Source organism: Pseudoroseicyclus aestuarii (genome assembly GCF_003217255.1).
GTDB lineage: Bacteria > Pseudomonadota > Alphaproteobacteria > Rhodobacterales > Rhodobacteraceae > Pseudoroseicyclus > Pseudoroseicyclus aestuarii.
The window spans coordinates 563,680-578,934 of record NZ_QJTE01000002.1; the positions used below are offsets into that span (position 1 = coordinate 563,680).

Sequence of the window (15,255 nt, forward strand, 5' to 3'; positions counted from 1 at the left end):
CAGCAGCGCCGTCACTCCCGCGGCGGCAGCGCCCCTTGTGGCGGCGCCCGGCCCGCCTCCTGCAGCGGCAGGCCGATCTCGCGCTGTGCCGTCGCGCTGGCGCCCGCGATCTCGGCGGCAAGGCGCGGCAGATCGTTGCACGCGGCATAGGTTTCGAGATCCGCGAGGACCTCGAGGATCCATCGGTGCTCCATGACCGCGTTCTCCTCGTGATGGGGGGCTTGCGGCGCAGGCTAGCATCGGCCCGGGCCGCTCCCAAACAGGCAACTGTTTCGCATTGCGGGGGCTAAGCCCGCCTTAACGCCGCAGGCCTTAACGCCGCAGCCGTCCGAAAAGGGCAGAGGCCGCCCAGCCCGCCGCGATCGCCAGGATCAGCGAGGTCAGCCCGTAGAAGAAGGCCTGCTCATGCGCGAAGTTGAAGAGCCAGCGTTCCAGCCCGACCTTCTGCACGCCGATGGTGGTGCTGTAGGTATCGACCACCGTGCCGCTGCGGGTCAGCAGGATGCGGACGGTGTAGTTCCCCTCAACGATATTGGCGGGCAGGGCGATGCGCGTGCTGAACAGCGTGCCCTCGGCCAGATCGACCCCCTCGTCGAGAAGCTGGTAGAGATCGTCGTCCTGCCGCAGCCGGATCAGGGCGGCGATGTAATCGCCCGAATTCTCGACGCTGTTGCCGATGGCGCGGATCGCCCGCGGGATGGTCACGGACTGGCGCAGGTTCTCGGTCGCGCTGAGGATATCGTCCAGCGGCGCGGTTCCGGCGACGGCGTAGAAGGAGGGGGCCTGACTGACGTTGACGGCATTGCTGTTGATCCAGATCCCCAGCCGCCGCTCCTTGCGGAAGACGGTCGCGGGGACCGAGGGGCCGGCGACGGTGACGATCACGCCCAGATCGTCGAGATCCATCTCGGCCACCCGGCGGATCGCGCCGAAGATCAGCAGGTCCGACCCGTCGAAGGTGGCGGTGATCGCCACCTCGTCCTGCGACAGGCCCAGCACGATCTGCTCTGGCGGGCGCTGCGCGCTTTCGGGGGCGCCGCGCGGGATGCGCGGACCCGCCGCCTCGTCCTGCGCGGCGGCGGACAGGGGGACCAGCAGCAGCACGGCCAGCAGAAGGGCCAGAGGGCTCATTCCGCGACCTCTCGCGCAGTCTCGACGACCTCGACGTTGTAAAGCTCCGAGGGGCGCAGCACGAGGCCCAGCGCCAGCTGCAGGCAGACGCCCAGCACCAGCAGGGCCAGCAGGATGCGCAGCTGCTCGGCCTTCAGCTTCGCGCCGATCCGTGTGCCGAGTTGCGCGCCGATGACGCCGCCGACGATCAGCAAGAGCGCGAGGATCATGTCGACGGTGTAGTTCGTTGTGGCATGCAGCATCGTGGTGAAGGCGGTGACGAAGATGATCTGGAACAGCGAGGTGCCGATGACGACCTTGGTCGGCATGCCCAGCAGGTAGATCATCGCCGGCACCATGATGAAGCCGCCGCCGACGCCCATGACGGCCGAGAGAACGCCCACCATCATCCCGATCGCCAGCGGCGGGATCACCGAGATGTAGAGGCCCGAGACCCGGAACCGCATCCGCAGCGGCAGGGCATGGACCCAGTTGTGCCGCTTGCGCCGGCCCCGCTTGCCGCCCTTGCGATGGGCGCGGAAAAGGGCGTTCAGGCTTTCGACCAGCATCAGCATGCCGACGCCGCCCAGGAAGAAGACGTAGGACAGCTGCACCAGCAGATCGACCTGGCCGCGCGCCCGCAGCCAGTTGAACAGCACCACGCCAAGGGCCGATCCCACGAGGCCACCTGCTAGCAGGACGCTGCCCATAGGGATATCGACCGTGCGCCTGCGCAGATGCGCCAGCAGCGCCGAGAAGGAGGAGGCGACGATCTGGTTGGTCGATGTGGCGACGGCGACGGCGGGCGGGATGCCGACGAAGAACAGCAGCGGCGTGATCAGGAAGCCGCCGCCGACGCCGAACATGCCCGACAGCACACCCACCAGCCCGCCGATCCCCAGAAGGAGAAAGGCGTTGATCGAGACCTCGGCGATGGGAAGATAAAGCTGCATTATGCCAAAGAGGCGTGGCGCGGGATTTCGGTCAAGGCAAGGGCTAATCGTGTTGGCCCCGTGGCGTCCCCGCCCATCCCCGTCGCCCCGGCAGGCGTGCCGCGATCCTCAGCGCCAGTCGCGCAGGAAGCGGCGCAGCACGGTCTCCAGCTTTTCCGCGCCGATCGGGGCCATGGCCTTGGTATGGGCATGGCTGATCGCCTCGTCCGAAAGGCCCGCGCCCATATTGGTGATCGCCGAAAGGGCGGCGGCGCGCAGGCCGAGGAACCGCGCGAGGATGACCTCGGGCACTGTCGACATGCCCACCGCATCGGCGCCGAGGCTGCGGATCGCCCGGATCTCGGCCGGGGTTTCGAAGCTGGGGCCGGAATACCAAGCATAGACCCCGTCAGCCATCTCGACGCTCTCCGCATCCGCCGCGGCGCGCAGCCCGGCACGCAGGCCCTCGTCATGGGCATCGGTCATCGGTACGAAGCGCGCCTCGGTCGGCTCTCCGATCAGCGGGTTCAGGCCCGAGAAGTTGATGTGATCCGACAGGCACATGATCGAGCCCGGCGGCATCTCGGGGCGCAGGCTGCCGGCGGCATTGGTCGCGATCAGCGCCTCGGCCCCCAGCGCCTTGAGCACCTCGAGCGGCAGGCGCATCGCATCCGGCCGCCCGCTTTCGTAGTAATGCGCCCGCCCGCCGAAGACGGCGACGCGTTGCCCTTCGAGGGTGCCGATGGCCAGCACCGGCACATGGCCCGAAACGCCCGCGTGGGGAAAGCCCGCCAGCCGCTCGTAGGGGATGCGCACGCCATCGACCGCCTCGGCGATATGTCCAAGGCCGGAGCCGAGGATCAGGCCCAGCCGCACCGGCTCTGGCCCGGCCTCTGCCCGGATCAGGCCGGCGAGGCCGGCGACATCAGCGTTCCTTGACATAGGGCTCGCCTCCGGCGCGGGGCGGGATCGCGCGGCCGACGAAGCCGGCAAGGATCACCACCGTAAGGATATAGGGAAGGGCATCGAGAAGCTGCGAGGAGACGTCGATGCGCAGCACCCCCTCCAGCACGTCGGGGCGCAGCGACAGTGCCTGCAGGAACCCGAAAAGCAGCGTCGCCCAGAGTGCGGCCCAGGGCCGCCACTTGGCGAAGATCAGCGCCGCCAGCGCGATGTAGCCGCGCCCGGCGGTCATGTCGCGCACGAAGCCGGCCTGCAGGCCCGTGGCGAGGTAGGCGCCGGCGAAACCGGTCAGCACGCCGCAGATCATCACCGCCGCATAGCGCAGCCGCTCGACCGAGACGCCGGCGGTATCGACGGCGGCGGGGTTCTCGCCCACCGCCCGCAGGCGCAGGCCGAAGCGGGTGCGCTGCAGCACCCACCAGCTGAGGGGCACGCAGAGCAGCGCGACATAGACGAGGATCGAATGGCCCGAGATCAGCTCGTAGTAGATCGGGCCGAGCACCGGCACCTCGCGCAGGGCCTCGGCGCCGGGCAGGGTGATCGAATGGAAGCGCGCGCCGCCCGCCAGCGCCGGGGTGCGGCCCCCCTGGTTGAACCAGCTTTGCGCGATGACCACCGTCAGCCCCTGCGCAAGAAAGTTGATCGCTACCCCCGAGATCAGCTGGTTGCCGCGGAAGGTGATCGAGGCGAGGCCGTGGATCGCCGACATCGACAGCGCGCCGACGATGCCCGCCGAAAGCCCGATCCAGACGCTGCCCGTCACCGCCGCGATGGCGGCGGAAAGGAAGGCCGCGGCCAGCATCTTCCCCTCGAGCCCGATGTCGACGATGCCCGCCCGCTCCGAGAAGAGCCCGGCGAGGCAGGCGAAGAGCAGCGGTGTGGCCAGGCGGACGGTGGTGTCCAGAACCTGCAGGATGGTCGCGAGATCCATGGGCCTTGTCCTATTCCGCCGTCCGGGCCGTGGTGGATTTGCTGTCGGGCTTGGGCGCGCGGCGCAGGGTCGAGAAGACCCGCTCCAGCGGCATCCGCACCATGTTGTCCAGCGCCCCGGTGAACAGGATCACCAGCGCCTGGATCACCACGACCATGTCGCGCGGGATGCCGGTCCAAAGCGACAGTTCGGCCCCGCCCTGGTAGAGGAACCCGAACAGCACCGCCGCAAGGAAGACGCCCAGCGGGTGGCTGCGGCCCATCAGCGCGACCGCGATGCCGATGAAGCCCGCGCCCTCGGCGCTGTTCAGCACCAGTCGCTCGGCCTCGCCCATCACGTTGTTGATCGCCATCATCCCGGCCAGACCGCCCGAGATCAGCATGGTCAGCATGATGATCCGCACCGGGCTGATCCCGGCGTAGCGGGCCGCGGGCTCCGACCAGCCGAAGCTGCGGATTTCGTAACCGAGGCGGCTGCGCCAGATCAGAAGCCAGACCGCGATGCAGGCGAGGATCGCGACGAAGAAGGCGACGTTCGCCGGCGCGCCGCGGAACAGCGGGTTGTCGGGGCTCGAGAACATGTCCTGAAAGGTCGGCAGACGCGCGGCCTCGGGGAAGCGGGCCGTCGCCGGCTCCATCCCGTCGGCCTTGAGCGGGCCGATCAGGAAGTAGTTCAGCAAGGAGGCAGCGATGAAGTTGAACATGATCGTGGTGATCACGATGTGGCTGCCGCGCTTGGCCTGCAGCAGCGCCGGGATCGCCGCCCATGCCGCGCCGAAGACGGCGGCCGTCGCCGCGGCGGCCAGCAGCGCCAGCGTCCAGTGCGGGAAGGGGATGTAAAGGCAGACAAGCGCCACGCCGAGGCCGCCCATCACGGCCTGCCCCTCGCCGCCGATGTTGAACATCTTGGCGTGGTTGGCCACCGCCACGGCGAGGCCGGTGAAGATGAAGTTGGTCGCGTAATACAGCGTGTAGCCCCAGCCGTAGGTGGAGCCGAGCGCCCCCTCGACCATGATCTTCAGCGCCTCCCAGGGGTTCTCCCCGATGGCGAGGATCACCACGGCCGAGAAGAAGGCGGCCAGTATCAGGCTGACCAGCGGGATCAGCAGCACATCGGCCCATTGCGGCATCTTTTGCATCAGGCCTCCTTCTCGGCGCTTGCGCTGCGGCGGGCGAGGTTCGCCTCGATCTCGGCCTCGCTGTGCGGGGCATCGGTGTCGGTGATCCCGGCCATCAGCAGGCCCAGCTCGCGCTCGTTGGTCTCGCTTGCCTGCCGCTCGCCCATGATGCGGCCGTCGAACATGACGGCGACGCGGTCCGAGAGCGACAGGATCTCGTCCAGCTCGACGCTGACCAGAAGCACGGCCTTGCCGGCGTCGCGTAGGGCGACGATCTGCTGGTGGATGAATTCGATGGCGCCGATATCGACGCCGCGGGTCGGCTGGCCGACGAGCAGGAGGTCCGGGTCGCACTCCATCTCGCGGGCGACGACGATCTTCTGCTGGTTGCCGCCGGAAAAGTTCTTGGCCAGCAGGTTCGGGTTCGGCGGCCGCACGTCGAAGCGTTCCATCTTGGCGGCGCAATCGGCCTTGAGGGCGGCGTGGTCCATCAGCGTGCCGCGGCTGTAGCGGTCCGTGTGGTGGTAGCCGAAGCCGACGTTCTCCCAAGCGGCGAATTCCATCACCAGCCCCTCGGACTGGCGGTCCTCGGGCACATGGGCGATGCCGGCGTCGCGGCGCGACCGGCCATCGGCGCCGCGCCCCGAAAGCGGCAGATCGACGCCATTCACCGTGGCGCGCCCGGTGGCGGGGCGGTAGCCGCCCAGCACCTCGAGCAGTTCGGACTGGCCGTTGCCGGCGACGCCCGCGATGCCGAGGATCTCGCCCGCCCGCACCTCGAAGCTGACGCCCTTCACCCGCGCGACGCCGTCATGCTCGACCTTCAGGTCGCTGACCTGCAGCACGGGGGCACCGGGCGTGGCGGGGGTCTTGTCGACCTGCAGCAGCACGGTGCGCCCGACCATCAGCTCGGCGAGCTCGGTGGGGTTGGTGCCGGCGGTCGTGACCGTCTCGATCATCTCGCCGCGGCGCATGACGCTGACGGCATCGGTGGCTTCCATGATCTCGCGCAGCTTGTGGGTGATCAGGATGACCGTCTTTCCCTGGTCCTTGAGGTTGCCGAGGATGCGGAACAGGTGGTCCGCCTCGGCGGGGGTCAGCACGCCCGTCGGCTCGTCCAGGATCAGGATGTCGGCCTGCCGGTACAGCGCCTTCAGGATCTCGACCCGCTGCTGCATGCCGACGCCGATATCCTCGACCACGGCATCGGGGTCGACGTTCAGCTCGTATTCCTCGGCCAGGGCCTTCAGCTCGCGCCGGGCGCGGGCGAGCGAGGGACGCAGCAGGCCGGAATCCTCGGCGCCGAGGACGACGTTCTCGAGGACGGTGAAGTTCGGGACCAGTTTGAAGTGCTGGAACACCATGCCGATGCCGGCGCGGATCGCGGTCTGGCTGTCGGTAATGTCGATCGGCGTGCCATGGATGGTGATCTCGCCCGCATCGGCCTTGTAGAAGCCGTACAGGATGCTCATCAGCGTCGACTTGCCGGCGCCGTTCTCGCCGATGATCCCGTGGATCGTGCCGGGCATCACCTTGAACGAGATGTCCTTGTTCGCCTGCACCGGTCCGAAGGACTTTGAGATGCCTTTCAACTCGATCGCGGGCGCGGCGTCAGCCATGGCGGGCCTTTCGGGCAGAAACGAAAAACGGGGCCGCGCGCAATGGCACGGCCCCGAAGGGATGCTCGATCAGAAGCTGATCGCGTCGCAGGTCTCGTCGGAGGCGTAGTCGTGCACCTCGATCGAGCCGTCTTCGATGCCGGCGCGCGCCTCGTCGAGGGCGGTGCGCATCTCGTCGGTGACGCGGCCCTCGTTGTACTCGTCGATCGCGGCGCCGACGCCCTCGTCGCTGATGCCCATCGTCACCACGCCCGGCTCGAGGCTCTCGCCCGCCGAGAAGGCGTCGTAGACGCTGTTGTCCACGCGCTTGACCATCGAGGTCAGCATGTTGTCGGGGTGCAGGTAGTTCTGGTTGGAATCGACGCCGATGCCCATCACGCCTTCATCGGCGACGGTCTGCAGAACGCCGATGCCGCTGGCCCCGGCGGCGGCGAAGATCACGTCGGCGCCCTGGCTGATCTGCGCCTGCGCCAGCTCCGAGCCGCGGACCGGGTCGGCCCAGGCGGCGGGGGTGGTGCCGACCATGTTGGCCAGAACCTCGGCCTCGGGGTCGGTCGCCTTGACGCCCTGCGCGTAGCCGCAGGCGAACTTGCGGATCAGCGGGATGTCCATGCCGCCGACGAAGCCGACGGTATGCGACTCGCTCGCCATCGCGGCCATCACGCCCACGAGGTAGGAGCCGGTGTGCTCGTCGAACACGACCGAGCGGACGTTGGGCTGGTCGACGACCGAGTCGACGATCATGAAGGTGGTGTCGGGGTAGTCGGGCGCGACCTGCTCGAGCACGGAGGCGAAGGAGAAGCCGGTCGTGACGATCGGGTTCAGCCCCTGCTCGGCAAAGCGGCGAAGTGCCTGTTCGCGCTGCGCTTCGGACTGCAGCTCGACCTCGGCGAAGCTCTCGCCGGTTTCCTCGGCCCAGCGGCTCGCGCCGTTGAAGGCCGACTCGTTGAAGGATTTGTCGAACTTGCCGCCGAGATCATAGATGATCGCGGGCTCGGCCAGCGCGGCGCCGGCGCTCAGCGCGATACCGGCCGCGGCACTGAAAAGTTTGGTGGTCAGCGTCATGATGATCTCCCAGTTGATCCGCGGGACTGTGCCGCCCCGTCCGCGGGCAGGCCATCCCCGCCCCATCATTGCGGAATAAGGCAACGCGCACCCCGGAGGGTCAACTGCTTTCTTAACGGTTTGCGCCACGTTCCGGAGCGTTTGCCGCCTAGCTGACGCCGGGGCAGGGCGGCAGCTCCTTGCGCATCACAACGGCGTCGACCGCGCCGCCGGGCCGCGCGTAGTACCGCCTCCGCCGCCCCGCGGCATCATAGCCCGCCGCCCGGTAAAGCGCGCCCGCGGCAGCGTTGTCCTCGGCCACCTCGAGAAAGACCGAGCGGACCCCGGCGCGGGCCGCAACCTCTTCGAAGGCGGCCAGCGCGGCGCTTGCGCGGCCCTGCCGGCGCTGCACCGGATCGGTGGCGAGGGTCACGATCTCGGCCTCGTCCAGCACGGCGCGGCCGATCACGAAGGCCTGCGCATCGCCCGCGGCAATCGCGCCGGGCGCGGCCAGAAGCTGCGCGAATTCCTCGGCGCTCCAGCCGCGCTCGGGGGCGAAGGCGCGGGCATGGGTCTCGGCCAGGGCCTCGGGGCGCAGGGCGGGGGGCGTCATGCGATCAGCGGCGGCGGCGCCTCGCGCGGCGGGGCGGCATCGGCGGCGCGGATGTAGAAGGGCGCCGGGCGCGGCTGCGGCGTGCCCGCGCGGCCCTGCGCGATGCGCGCCACGGCAAGCGCCAGCGCCTCTGGCGGCGGGGCGGGCCGGGCCTCGGGCGCGTCGGAGGCGGGCAGAAGCTGCGGCGTCTCGGCCCCCGCCTCGGTCAGCCGCTGCACCCAGAGGTGATCGCGCGGGGCCGGCAGGGCGATGGTGACAGGGCGGGGCAGGTCCAGCGCTGCCGCCTCGAAGCCGGTGACGCCCATGGCAGGCACGCCAAGGCCCAGCGCCAGCCCCCGCGCCGCCGAGACGGCGACCCGCAGGCCGGTGAAGTTGCCAGGGCCGGTGCCCACGCCAATGGCGCCAAGATCGCCCCAGGAAAGGCCGGCCTCGGCCAGAACCTCCTCGAGCAGCGGCATCAGCCGCTCGGCCTGTCCCCGTGCCATGGCTTCGGACCGCAGGATCGGGCCATCGTCATGCAGCAAAGCGGCCGCGCAATGCGCGGCCGAGCAGTCGAAGGCGAGGATGGGCGCGTGCACCGGGTCAGGCGGCGACGGGCCGCACCTCGGTCACCTCGGGGATGTAGTGCCGCAGCAGGTTCTCGATCCCCATCTTCAGCGTCAGGGTCGAGGAGGGGCAGCCAGCGCAGGCGCCCTGCATGTGCAGGTAGACGACGCCGCGGTCGAAGCCGTGGAAGGTGATGTCGCCACCATCCTGCGCCACGGCGGGCCGCACGCGGGTATCGAGCAGGTCCTTGATCTGGCCGACGATCTGCGCGTCCTCGCCGTCCTCGGCATGGGCGGCATGGCCGCTGGAGGCCTGCGTGCCCTCGACGGCGGGCTCACCCGACTGCGCGTGATCCATGATCGCGCCCAGAACAGCGGGCTTGATGTGATCCCATTCGATGCCGTCGGCCTTGGTCACGGTGACGAAATCGGCGCCAAGAAAGACGCCCGAGACGCCGCCCACGGCAAAGATGCGCCGCGCCAGGGGCGAGGCTTGCGCCGCCTCCGCCTCGGGGAAGTCTGCGGTGCCTTGTCCCAGCACCTCGGTTCCCGGAAGGAACTTCAGCGTCGCCGGGTTCGGCGTGGATTCGGTCTGGATGAACATGACATCGTCTCCCGTATAGGCCCTCGATATGCGCCCGGCCCCGCCACCTGTCAAGAAAGCTGGAACGATTCCAGATCGCGCAGGCGCTACCTGTCGAAAAAGGGGTTGGACGCGGCGATGTCGACGCGCCGCCGCGCGGCGACCACCTCTCCGCTCGGCCCGTCGTGCAGCAGCACGGCGAAGACGTCGCGCATGGCGTTGCGGTCCAGGTTGATGCGCAGCTGCGTGTCGAGGCCCGGCTCCACCGCGCGGCTGCCGATCACCCGCCCGTCCAGCGTATCGACAATCACCACCCGGCCCGGCGCGCTGCTCTTGACGATCTGCAGCACGACGTCGTTGCCGCGCGGATGCACCGGCCCGGCGATGATGTAATCGGGATCGCCCGCACCCTGTGCCGCCGCCTGCAGCGGCAGGGCGGCCAGCAGCGCGATGAGGGCCAGCACCCGCCGCATCAGTCGCGCCCGATCCGGGCGAGGAAATCCTCGTCGACGATGTTCAGGCGGCGCCGGGCCACGATCTCTCCGTCCTGCACGAGGACGGCGGTGACGTCCTGCGTCACCGGCAGGCCGCGGACCACCACGCGCACGTCGTGATGCGCCCCGGCGGAAATCGCCTGCCGCGAGATGACCTGCTCGCCCCGCAGGATCAGCAACTCGGACGGCGCCGTCGCCATGACGGAGCGGATGTCGAAATAGCCGCCTTCCTCGATGAAGGGATCGGGGACGATGTGGTTTTCGGTCGGGGTCAGCCCCTGCGCCCAGAGGGTGGCGGGGGCCGCGGTCAGGACCAGGGCGGCCATTGCGGCGCGGGCCGTTCGGATCATCGCTCCCTCCCTGAGGTCATTGCACCCTTCACCAGATGGGGCGCTTAGGCGCGATGTCAGCCCCCCGGGGCTGCGCCCTCGCGCCGGCGTGAGACCGTCAGGTGATCGCCTCCAGCCGCTCTTTCGAGATGGCGCCGGGCACGATGGTGATCGGGATCGGCAGCGATCCGGATTGCCGCGTCAGCTGGGTGACCAGCGGGCCGGGGCCGTTGTTGCCGTCGCCCGCGCCCAGAACGAGGACGCCGATGCTGGGATCGTCGCGGATCAGGGCCATGATCTCGGGCACCCGCTCGCCCTCGCGGATCACCAGCTCGGGCTCGACCTTCTGCCGGTCGCGCATCCACTTGGCATAGACCTCGAAATGGACCTCGATCCGCTCCTGCGCCTCCTCGCGCATGATGTCGCCGACGCCGACCCAATGGCCGAACTCGTCCGGCTCGATGATCGACAGGACGGTGACGCCCGCCCCGGTATGGCTGGCGCGCATGGCGGCAAAGCGCATGGCGTTCAGGCACTCGCGGCTCTCGTCCAGAACGACAAGGAATTTACGCATGATCGCCCCCCTCGGCTGTTCGCCGCGCCGCATGATGGAGTTTCAGCCGCGCTCTGGCAACGGGCATCCGCGCCGTCAGGCCCCCGAGAGCGCCCAGTCCCAGTACAGCCGCCGCGCCTGCGCCGCCACCGGGCCGGGCTGGTACTGCACCTCGTCGAAGGCGGTGACGGGCGTCACCTTGGACATGTTCCCGGTCAGGAAGACCTCGTCCGCGGCGCGCACCTCGTCGAAGGTCAGGACCCGCTCCTCGACCGTGACGCCGGCCTGTCGCAGCAGGGCGATATGGCGGTTGCGGGTGATGCCGGCAAGGAAGGTGCCGTTGGGGATCGGCGTGGCGACGACGCCGTCCTTGACGATGAAGACATTGGCCGTCGCCGTCTCGGCGACATTGCCCATGGCATCGGCCACCAGCGCGTTGTCGAAGCCCTTGGACCGCGCCTCCATGATCATCCGCGCGTTGTTGGGGTAAAGCGCCCCGGCCTTCGCATCCAGCACGGCATCGGCCAGCACGGGGCGGTGAAAGCGCGTGGTGGTCAGGCGAACGGTGGCATCCTCGGGCGCCAGCGGCACCGCCTCGAGGCAGATGCAGAAGCCGGTCGCGCCCTGCGGGTCGGGCGCGATGGCCCCGGCGCCGGCGTCGATCGCCCAGTACATCGGCCGGATGTAGAGCGCCGCGTCCGCGGGATAGAGGGCGAGGCCCTCCTGCACGAGGCGCACCATCTCTTCCGCCGTGACGCTGGGCCGGATCATCATCGCCTCGGCCGAGCGGTTGAGGCGGGCGCAATGCAGATCGAGGTCGGGCGCCACACCATGCGCGTAGCGCGCGCCGTCGAAGACCGTGCTGCCCAGCCAGGCGCCGTGGTCGGCGGCGCGCATCACCGCGATGTCGCCCTCGTGCCACTGCCCGTCGAACCAAGTGCGGATATCGCTGCCCGTCGCCATTCCCGGCCTCCTGTCTTGCGTGGCGGAGGCTAGGCGAGGGGCGGGGCAAGGTCCAGACTACCCCGCCGTCGGCCGGGCGGCGGGGGCGCGCACCCGCCCCCCGCGGCTGCCGATCCAGACGCAGCTCAGCACCACGGCGGCGCCCAGCATCTGCACCGGCCCGAGCCGCTCGCCCAGAAGGGCCCAGCCCAGCAGCACCGCCGTCAGCGGGCTGAGAAAGCCGAAGCCGGTGACGGCAGAGGGGCCGAGCCGCTCGATCCCGCGGAACCAGAAGAAGTAGCTCAGCGCCGCTCCGACAAACCCGAGCCAGAGGAACCCGGCGAGGTTTGCCAGGCTGGGCAGCGGCAGCGCCGGCTCCAGCGCCAAGGCCAGCGGCGTCAGCAGCACTCCGCCCGCCGTCAGCTGCCAGGCGGTGAAGGTCAGCGCGGGAACCTCGGGCCGCCACTTGCGCGTCAGCACCACGCCTCCCGCCATCGAGACGGCCCCCACCAGCGCGGCCATCATGCCCAGCGGGTCGAGGTCGGCCCGCGGCCCCAGTACCAGCAGCGCGACGCCGCCGATCCCGGCCAGCGCCGCGCCGATCCCGCGCAGCGTCAGCGGCGATCCCAGCACGAGATGCGACAGGCCCAGCACGATCAGCGGCTGCACCGCCCCCATCGTCGCCGCCACGCCGCCCGGCAGGCGATAGGCGGCGACGAAGAGCGCGGCCCAGAAGATCGCGAAGTTCAGCGCGCCCAAAATCGCCAACCGCCCCAGCCACGCGAGCGGCGGCAGGCTGCGCGTGACGGCCATCAGCAAGAGGCCGGCGGGCAGGGCCCGCAGCGCCGCATCCGTCAGGGGATAGCCCGGCGGCAGCAGCTCAGAGGTGACGATGTAGGTGCTGCCCCAGACGGCGGGCGCGGATGCGGCCAAGATGGCGTCGGTCCTGCGGGTCATGGCGGCTCTCCATTTATCTCGACATCAAGATAAATGGGAATAGCTTGACGTCAAGATAGTACCGCTTTAGGCCCCCGGCATGGATCAGGTGGATCACATCCTCGCCCAGTGGCGGCGCGAGCGTCCGGACCTGGACGTCGGGCCGATGGGCACCTTCGGGCGGCTGAAGCGGCTGGGCGACCACCTCGCGCAGGCATTGGCAGAGGTCTACAAGGCCCACGGCCTGACCGCCGCCAGCTTCAACGTGCTGGCGACGCTGCGCCGGGCGGGCCCGCCGCATGCGCTCAGCCCCTCGGCGTTGATTGCCTGGACGATGGTGACATCGGGCACGATGACGAACCGGCTCGACCGGCTCGAGGCTGCGGGCCTGATCGAGCGGCGGGTCAATCCCGAGGACGGGCGGGGATCGCTCGTGGCGCTGACCGCCGAGGGCTTCGCGCTGATCGAGCGGGTGGTGACGGAGCATGTCGCCAACCAGCACCGACTGGTCGAGGGGCTGCCCCCCGAGCAGCGCGAGCGCATAGACGAGGGGCTGCGGGCCTGGCTGGCCCTTTACGAAAGTGCGCCCTGACCGGGCCCGCGGCGCTTCAGCGCAGCAGGCCCATGATCTCGGTGGTCCGCGCGAGGATCGGATCGGCGATCTCGCGGGCCCGGTCGGCGCCCTTGGCCATGATCCGGTCGATCTCGGCCGGATCGCCCATCAGCCGCGCCATCTCGGCACTGATCGGGGCGAGCTTCTCGACAGCCAGATCCGCCAGCGCCGGCTTGAAGGTGCCCCAGCCGGCGCCCGCATGTTCGGCGATCACCGCCTCCGGGGTGGTGTTCGACAGGGCGGCATAGATCTCGACGAGGTTGCGCGCCTCGGGCCGCTCGGCCAGCCCCTCGACCGTCTCGGGCAGGGGGGCGGGATCGGTGCGCGCCTTCTTGAACTTCTTGGCGATGGTATCGGCATCGTCGAGCATGTTGATCCGCTCCATGTCCGACTCGCCGGACTTGGACATTTTCTTGGTGCCGTCGCGCAGGTTCATGATGCGCATGCCCGGCCCGTCGATCAGCGGCTCGGTCATCGGGAAGAACTCGCACCCGTAGTCGTGGTTGAACTTGGCCGCGATATCGCGCGTCAGCTCCACGTGCTGCTTCTGGTCCTCGCCCACCGGCACATGCGTCGCGTGATACAGCAGGATGTCCGCCGCCATCAGCGAGGGATAGGCAAACAGGCCAAGGCTCTGCTTCTCGGCGTTCTTGCCGGCCTTCTCCTTCCACTGCGTCATGCGGTTCATCCAGCCCATGCGGGCGACGGTGTTGAACAGCCAGGCCAGCTCTGCATGGGCGCCGACGCGCGCCTGGTTGAACAGGATCGAGCGGTCGGGATCGACGCCCGCGGCCAGGTAGCCGGCGGCGACCTCGCGGGTCATGCCGGGCAGCGCCGCCGGGTCCTGCCAGACGGTGATCGCATGCAGGTCGACGACGCAGTAGATCGTCTCGTGCTCCCCGTCCTGCATCTCGACGAAACGCTTGATCGCGCCGAGGTAATTGCCAAGCGTCAGCCCGCCGGAGGGCTTGATGCCGGAGAAGATGCGCGGGGTGAAGCGGGCGCTCGCGCCGCTCGGGGTCGTGTCTGACATGGGGCCGGACCTTCTGGAAAAGGGGCGGGAACTCGCTTAGGCCTGTCCCCGCCAGAGGTCAACCGACGGCACCAGCTCGAAAGGCCCGCAGATGAAGCCCCCGCATTACACGCCCCGGCCCGATCCCAACCACGCGCCGCTGCCAAACCCCTTCAACGCGGTCTCGCCGGTGATCGTGGTGGTGGCGCTGGCGATACTCGGGGTCGAGCTTCTTCTCGACGCGGGCGCCTTCGGCCTCGCCGGCGGGCGGATGGGCGTCGGCTGGCGCATCGCCGCGGTCGAGGACTGGGGCTTCGCGCCCGGCGTGCTGGACCGGCTGGTGCAGGCGCGCGATGTCTCACCGGACATCCTGATGCGCTTCGTTACCTATGCCTTCGTCCATGGCAGCTTCACCCATATGCTCTTCGGCGCCGCCCTCTTGCTGGCGCTGGGCAAGTTCGTGGGCGAGGTGCTGCATCCGCTGGCGCTGGCCGGGCTCCTGCTCGCCTCGACCGTGCTGGGCGCGCTGGCCTTCGGCGCGCTGGCGCCGGGCAACCCGCCGCTGATCGGCATCTACCCGGCGGTCTACGGGCTGATCGGCGGTTTCACCTACCTGACATGGCTGCGGCTGGGGCAGATGGGCCAGAACCAGCTCGCCGCGTTCCGGCTGATCGGCGTGCTGCTGGCGATCCAGCTGGTCTTCGGGCTGGTGCTGGGCAGCGACCCCAGCTGGATCGCCGAGGTCGCGGGCTTCGCCTCCGGCCTCGCGCTCTGCCCCTTCCTGATCCCCGGGGGATGGACCGCGACCCTGCGCCGCCTCCGGCGCCGCTAACCCGCGCCCCCCTTCTTCTCTTTCCAAATATCCCGGGGGGAGGCGCGCCTGCGCGCCCGGGGGGCTGGCCCCCCGTCCCCGGCCCGG

19 protein-coding genes are annotated in these 15,255 nt (G+C 69.6%); 2 read left to right on the plus strand and 17 right to left on the minus strand.

Annotation, left to right across the window (positions count from 1 at the left end; translation table 11 throughout):
- Nucleotides 1-11: 11 nt before the first annotated feature.
- From DFP88_RS07510 to DFP88_RS07585, 16 genes are all read right to left on the minus strand, one after another.
- Nucleotides 12-194 carry a hypothetical protein gene (locus DFP88_RS07510; protein WP_110813823.1) on the minus strand — a complete coding sequence of 61 codons (183 nt, stop codon included), beginning with the start codon at nt 192-194 and terminating at the stop codon, nt 12-14.
- Nucleotides 195-312: 118 nt separating this feature from the next.
- Entirely contained in the window at nt 313-1,131 is an 819-nt protein-coding gene (locus DFP88_RS07515; RefSeq protein WP_110813824.1) for a TIGR02186 family protein, read from the minus strand.
- Nucleotides 1,128-2,063 carry a sulfite exporter TauE/SafE family protein gene (locus DFP88_RS07520; protein ID WP_110813825.1) on the minus strand — a complete coding sequence of 312 codons (936 nt, stop codon included), beginning with the start codon at nt 2,061-2,063 and terminating at the stop codon, nt 1,128-1,130. The genes DFP88_RS07515 and DFP88_RS07520 overlap by 4 nt, the downstream gene beginning before the upstream one ends.
- Before the next feature lie 108 nt (nt 2,064-2,171).
- Nucleotides 2,172-2,984, minus strand: coding sequence for a purine-nucleoside phosphorylase (locus DFP88_RS07525; RefSeq protein ID WP_110813826.1), 813 nt, complete (start codon nt 2,982-2,984; stop codon nt 2,172-2,174).
- On the minus strand, nt 2,968-3,936 hold the full coding sequence (locus DFP88_RS07530; RefSeq protein ID WP_110813827.1) for an ABC transporter permease: 969 nt from the start codon (nt 3,934-3,936) through the stop codon (nt 2,968-2,970). Before DFP88_RS07530 ends, DFP88_RS07525 begins: the two co-directional genes overlap by 17 nt.
- Before the next feature lie 10 nt (nt 3,937-3,946).
- Nucleotides 3,947-5,074 carry an ABC transporter permease gene (locus DFP88_RS07535; protein ID WP_110813828.1) on the minus strand — a complete coding sequence of 376 codons (1,128 nt, stop codon included), beginning with the start codon at nt 5,072-5,074 and terminating at the stop codon, nt 3,947-3,949.
- On the minus strand, nt 5,074-6,672 hold the full coding sequence (locus DFP88_RS07540; RefSeq protein ID WP_110813829.1) for an ABC transporter ATP-binding protein: 1,599 nt from the start codon (nt 6,670-6,672) through the stop codon (nt 5,074-5,076). Before DFP88_RS07540 ends, DFP88_RS07535 begins: the two co-directional genes overlap by 1 nt.
- A 69-nt stretch (nt 6,673-6,741) precedes the next feature.
- Nucleotides 6,742-7,737: a BMP family lipoprotein gene (locus DFP88_RS07545; RefSeq protein ID WP_110813830.1), complete on the minus strand. Its 996-nt coding sequence runs from the start codon at nt 7,735-7,737 to the stop codon at nt 6,742-6,744.
- 148 nt (nt 7,738-7,885) lie between these two features.
- Nucleotides 7,886-8,329: a GNAT family N-acetyltransferase gene (locus tag DFP88_RS07550; RefSeq protein ID WP_110813831.1), complete on the minus strand. Its 444-nt coding sequence runs from the start codon at nt 8,327-8,329 to the stop codon at nt 7,886-7,888.
- A complete protein-coding gene (gene tsaB / locus DFP88_RS07555) occupies nt 8,326-8,907 on the minus strand; it encodes a tRNA (adenosine(37)-N6)-threonylcarbamoyltransferase complex dimerization subunit type 1 TsaB (RefSeq protein ID WP_110813832.1) in 582 nt (193 codons plus the stop codon). The genes DFP88_RS07550 and tsaB overlap by 4 nt, the downstream gene beginning before the upstream one ends.
- Nucleotides 8,908-8,911: 4 nt before the next feature.
- Complete coding sequence (locus DFP88_RS07560) at nt 8,912-9,478, minus strand: NifU family protein (protein WP_110813833.1); 567 nt, start codon at nt 9,476-9,478, stop codon at nt 8,912-8,914.
- 86 nt (nt 9,479-9,564) lie between these two features.
- Complete coding sequence (locus tag DFP88_RS07565) at nt 9,565-9,921, minus strand: hypothetical protein (protein WP_146227444.1); 357 nt, start codon at nt 9,919-9,921, stop codon at nt 9,565-9,567.
- 8 nt (nt 9,922-9,929) lie between these two features.
- Entirely contained in the window at nt 9,930-10,301 is a 372-nt protein-coding gene (locus DFP88_RS07570) for a hypothetical protein (RefSeq protein WP_146227446.1), read from the minus strand.
- 97 nt (nt 10,302-10,398) lie between these two features.
- A complete protein-coding gene (locus DFP88_RS07575; protein WP_110813836.1) occupies nt 10,399-10,854 on the minus strand; it encodes a universal stress protein in 456 nt (151 codons plus the stop codon).
- Nucleotides 10,855-10,929: 75 nt separating this feature from the next.
- Nucleotides 10,930-11,796 carry a branched-chain amino acid aminotransferase gene (locus DFP88_RS07580; RefSeq protein WP_110813837.1) on the minus strand — a complete coding sequence of 289 codons (867 nt, stop codon included), beginning with the start codon at nt 11,794-11,796 and terminating at the stop codon, nt 10,930-10,932.
- Nucleotides 11,797-11,853: 57 nt separating this feature from the next.
- On the minus strand, nt 11,854-12,732 hold the full coding sequence (locus DFP88_RS07585; RefSeq protein WP_110813838.1) for an EamA family transporter: 879 nt from the start codon (nt 12,730-12,732) through the stop codon (nt 11,854-11,856).
- Nucleotides 12,733-12,811: 79 nt separating this feature from the next.
- Here DFP88_RS07585 and DFP88_RS07590 point away from each other — a divergent pair, with 79 nt between their 5' ends.
- Nucleotides 12,812-13,303, plus strand: a complete 492-nt coding sequence (locus DFP88_RS07590; RefSeq protein ID WP_110813839.1) for a MarR family winged helix-turn-helix transcriptional regulator — start codon at nt 12,812-12,814, stop codon at nt 13,301-13,303.
- A gap of 16 nt (nt 13,304-13,319) precedes the next feature.
- Here DFP88_RS07590 and trpS read toward each other — a convergent pair whose 3' ends face one another.
- On the minus strand, nt 13,320-14,357 hold the full coding sequence (trpS, locus tag DFP88_RS07595; protein WP_110813840.1) for a tryptophan--tRNA ligase: 1,038 nt from the start codon (nt 14,355-14,357) through the stop codon (nt 13,320-13,322).
- A 91-nt stretch (nt 14,358-14,448) separates the two neighbouring features.
- On the opposite strand from trpS, the gene DFP88_RS07600 reads away from it, so the two are divergent.
- Nucleotides 14,449-15,168 (plus strand): rhomboid family intramembrane serine protease, encoded by a 720-nt coding sequence (locus DFP88_RS07600; protein WP_110813841.1) that lies wholly within the window; start codon nt 14,449-14,451, stop codon nt 15,166-15,168.
- The last annotated feature ends 87 nt before the right edge of the window (nt 15,169-15,255 follow it).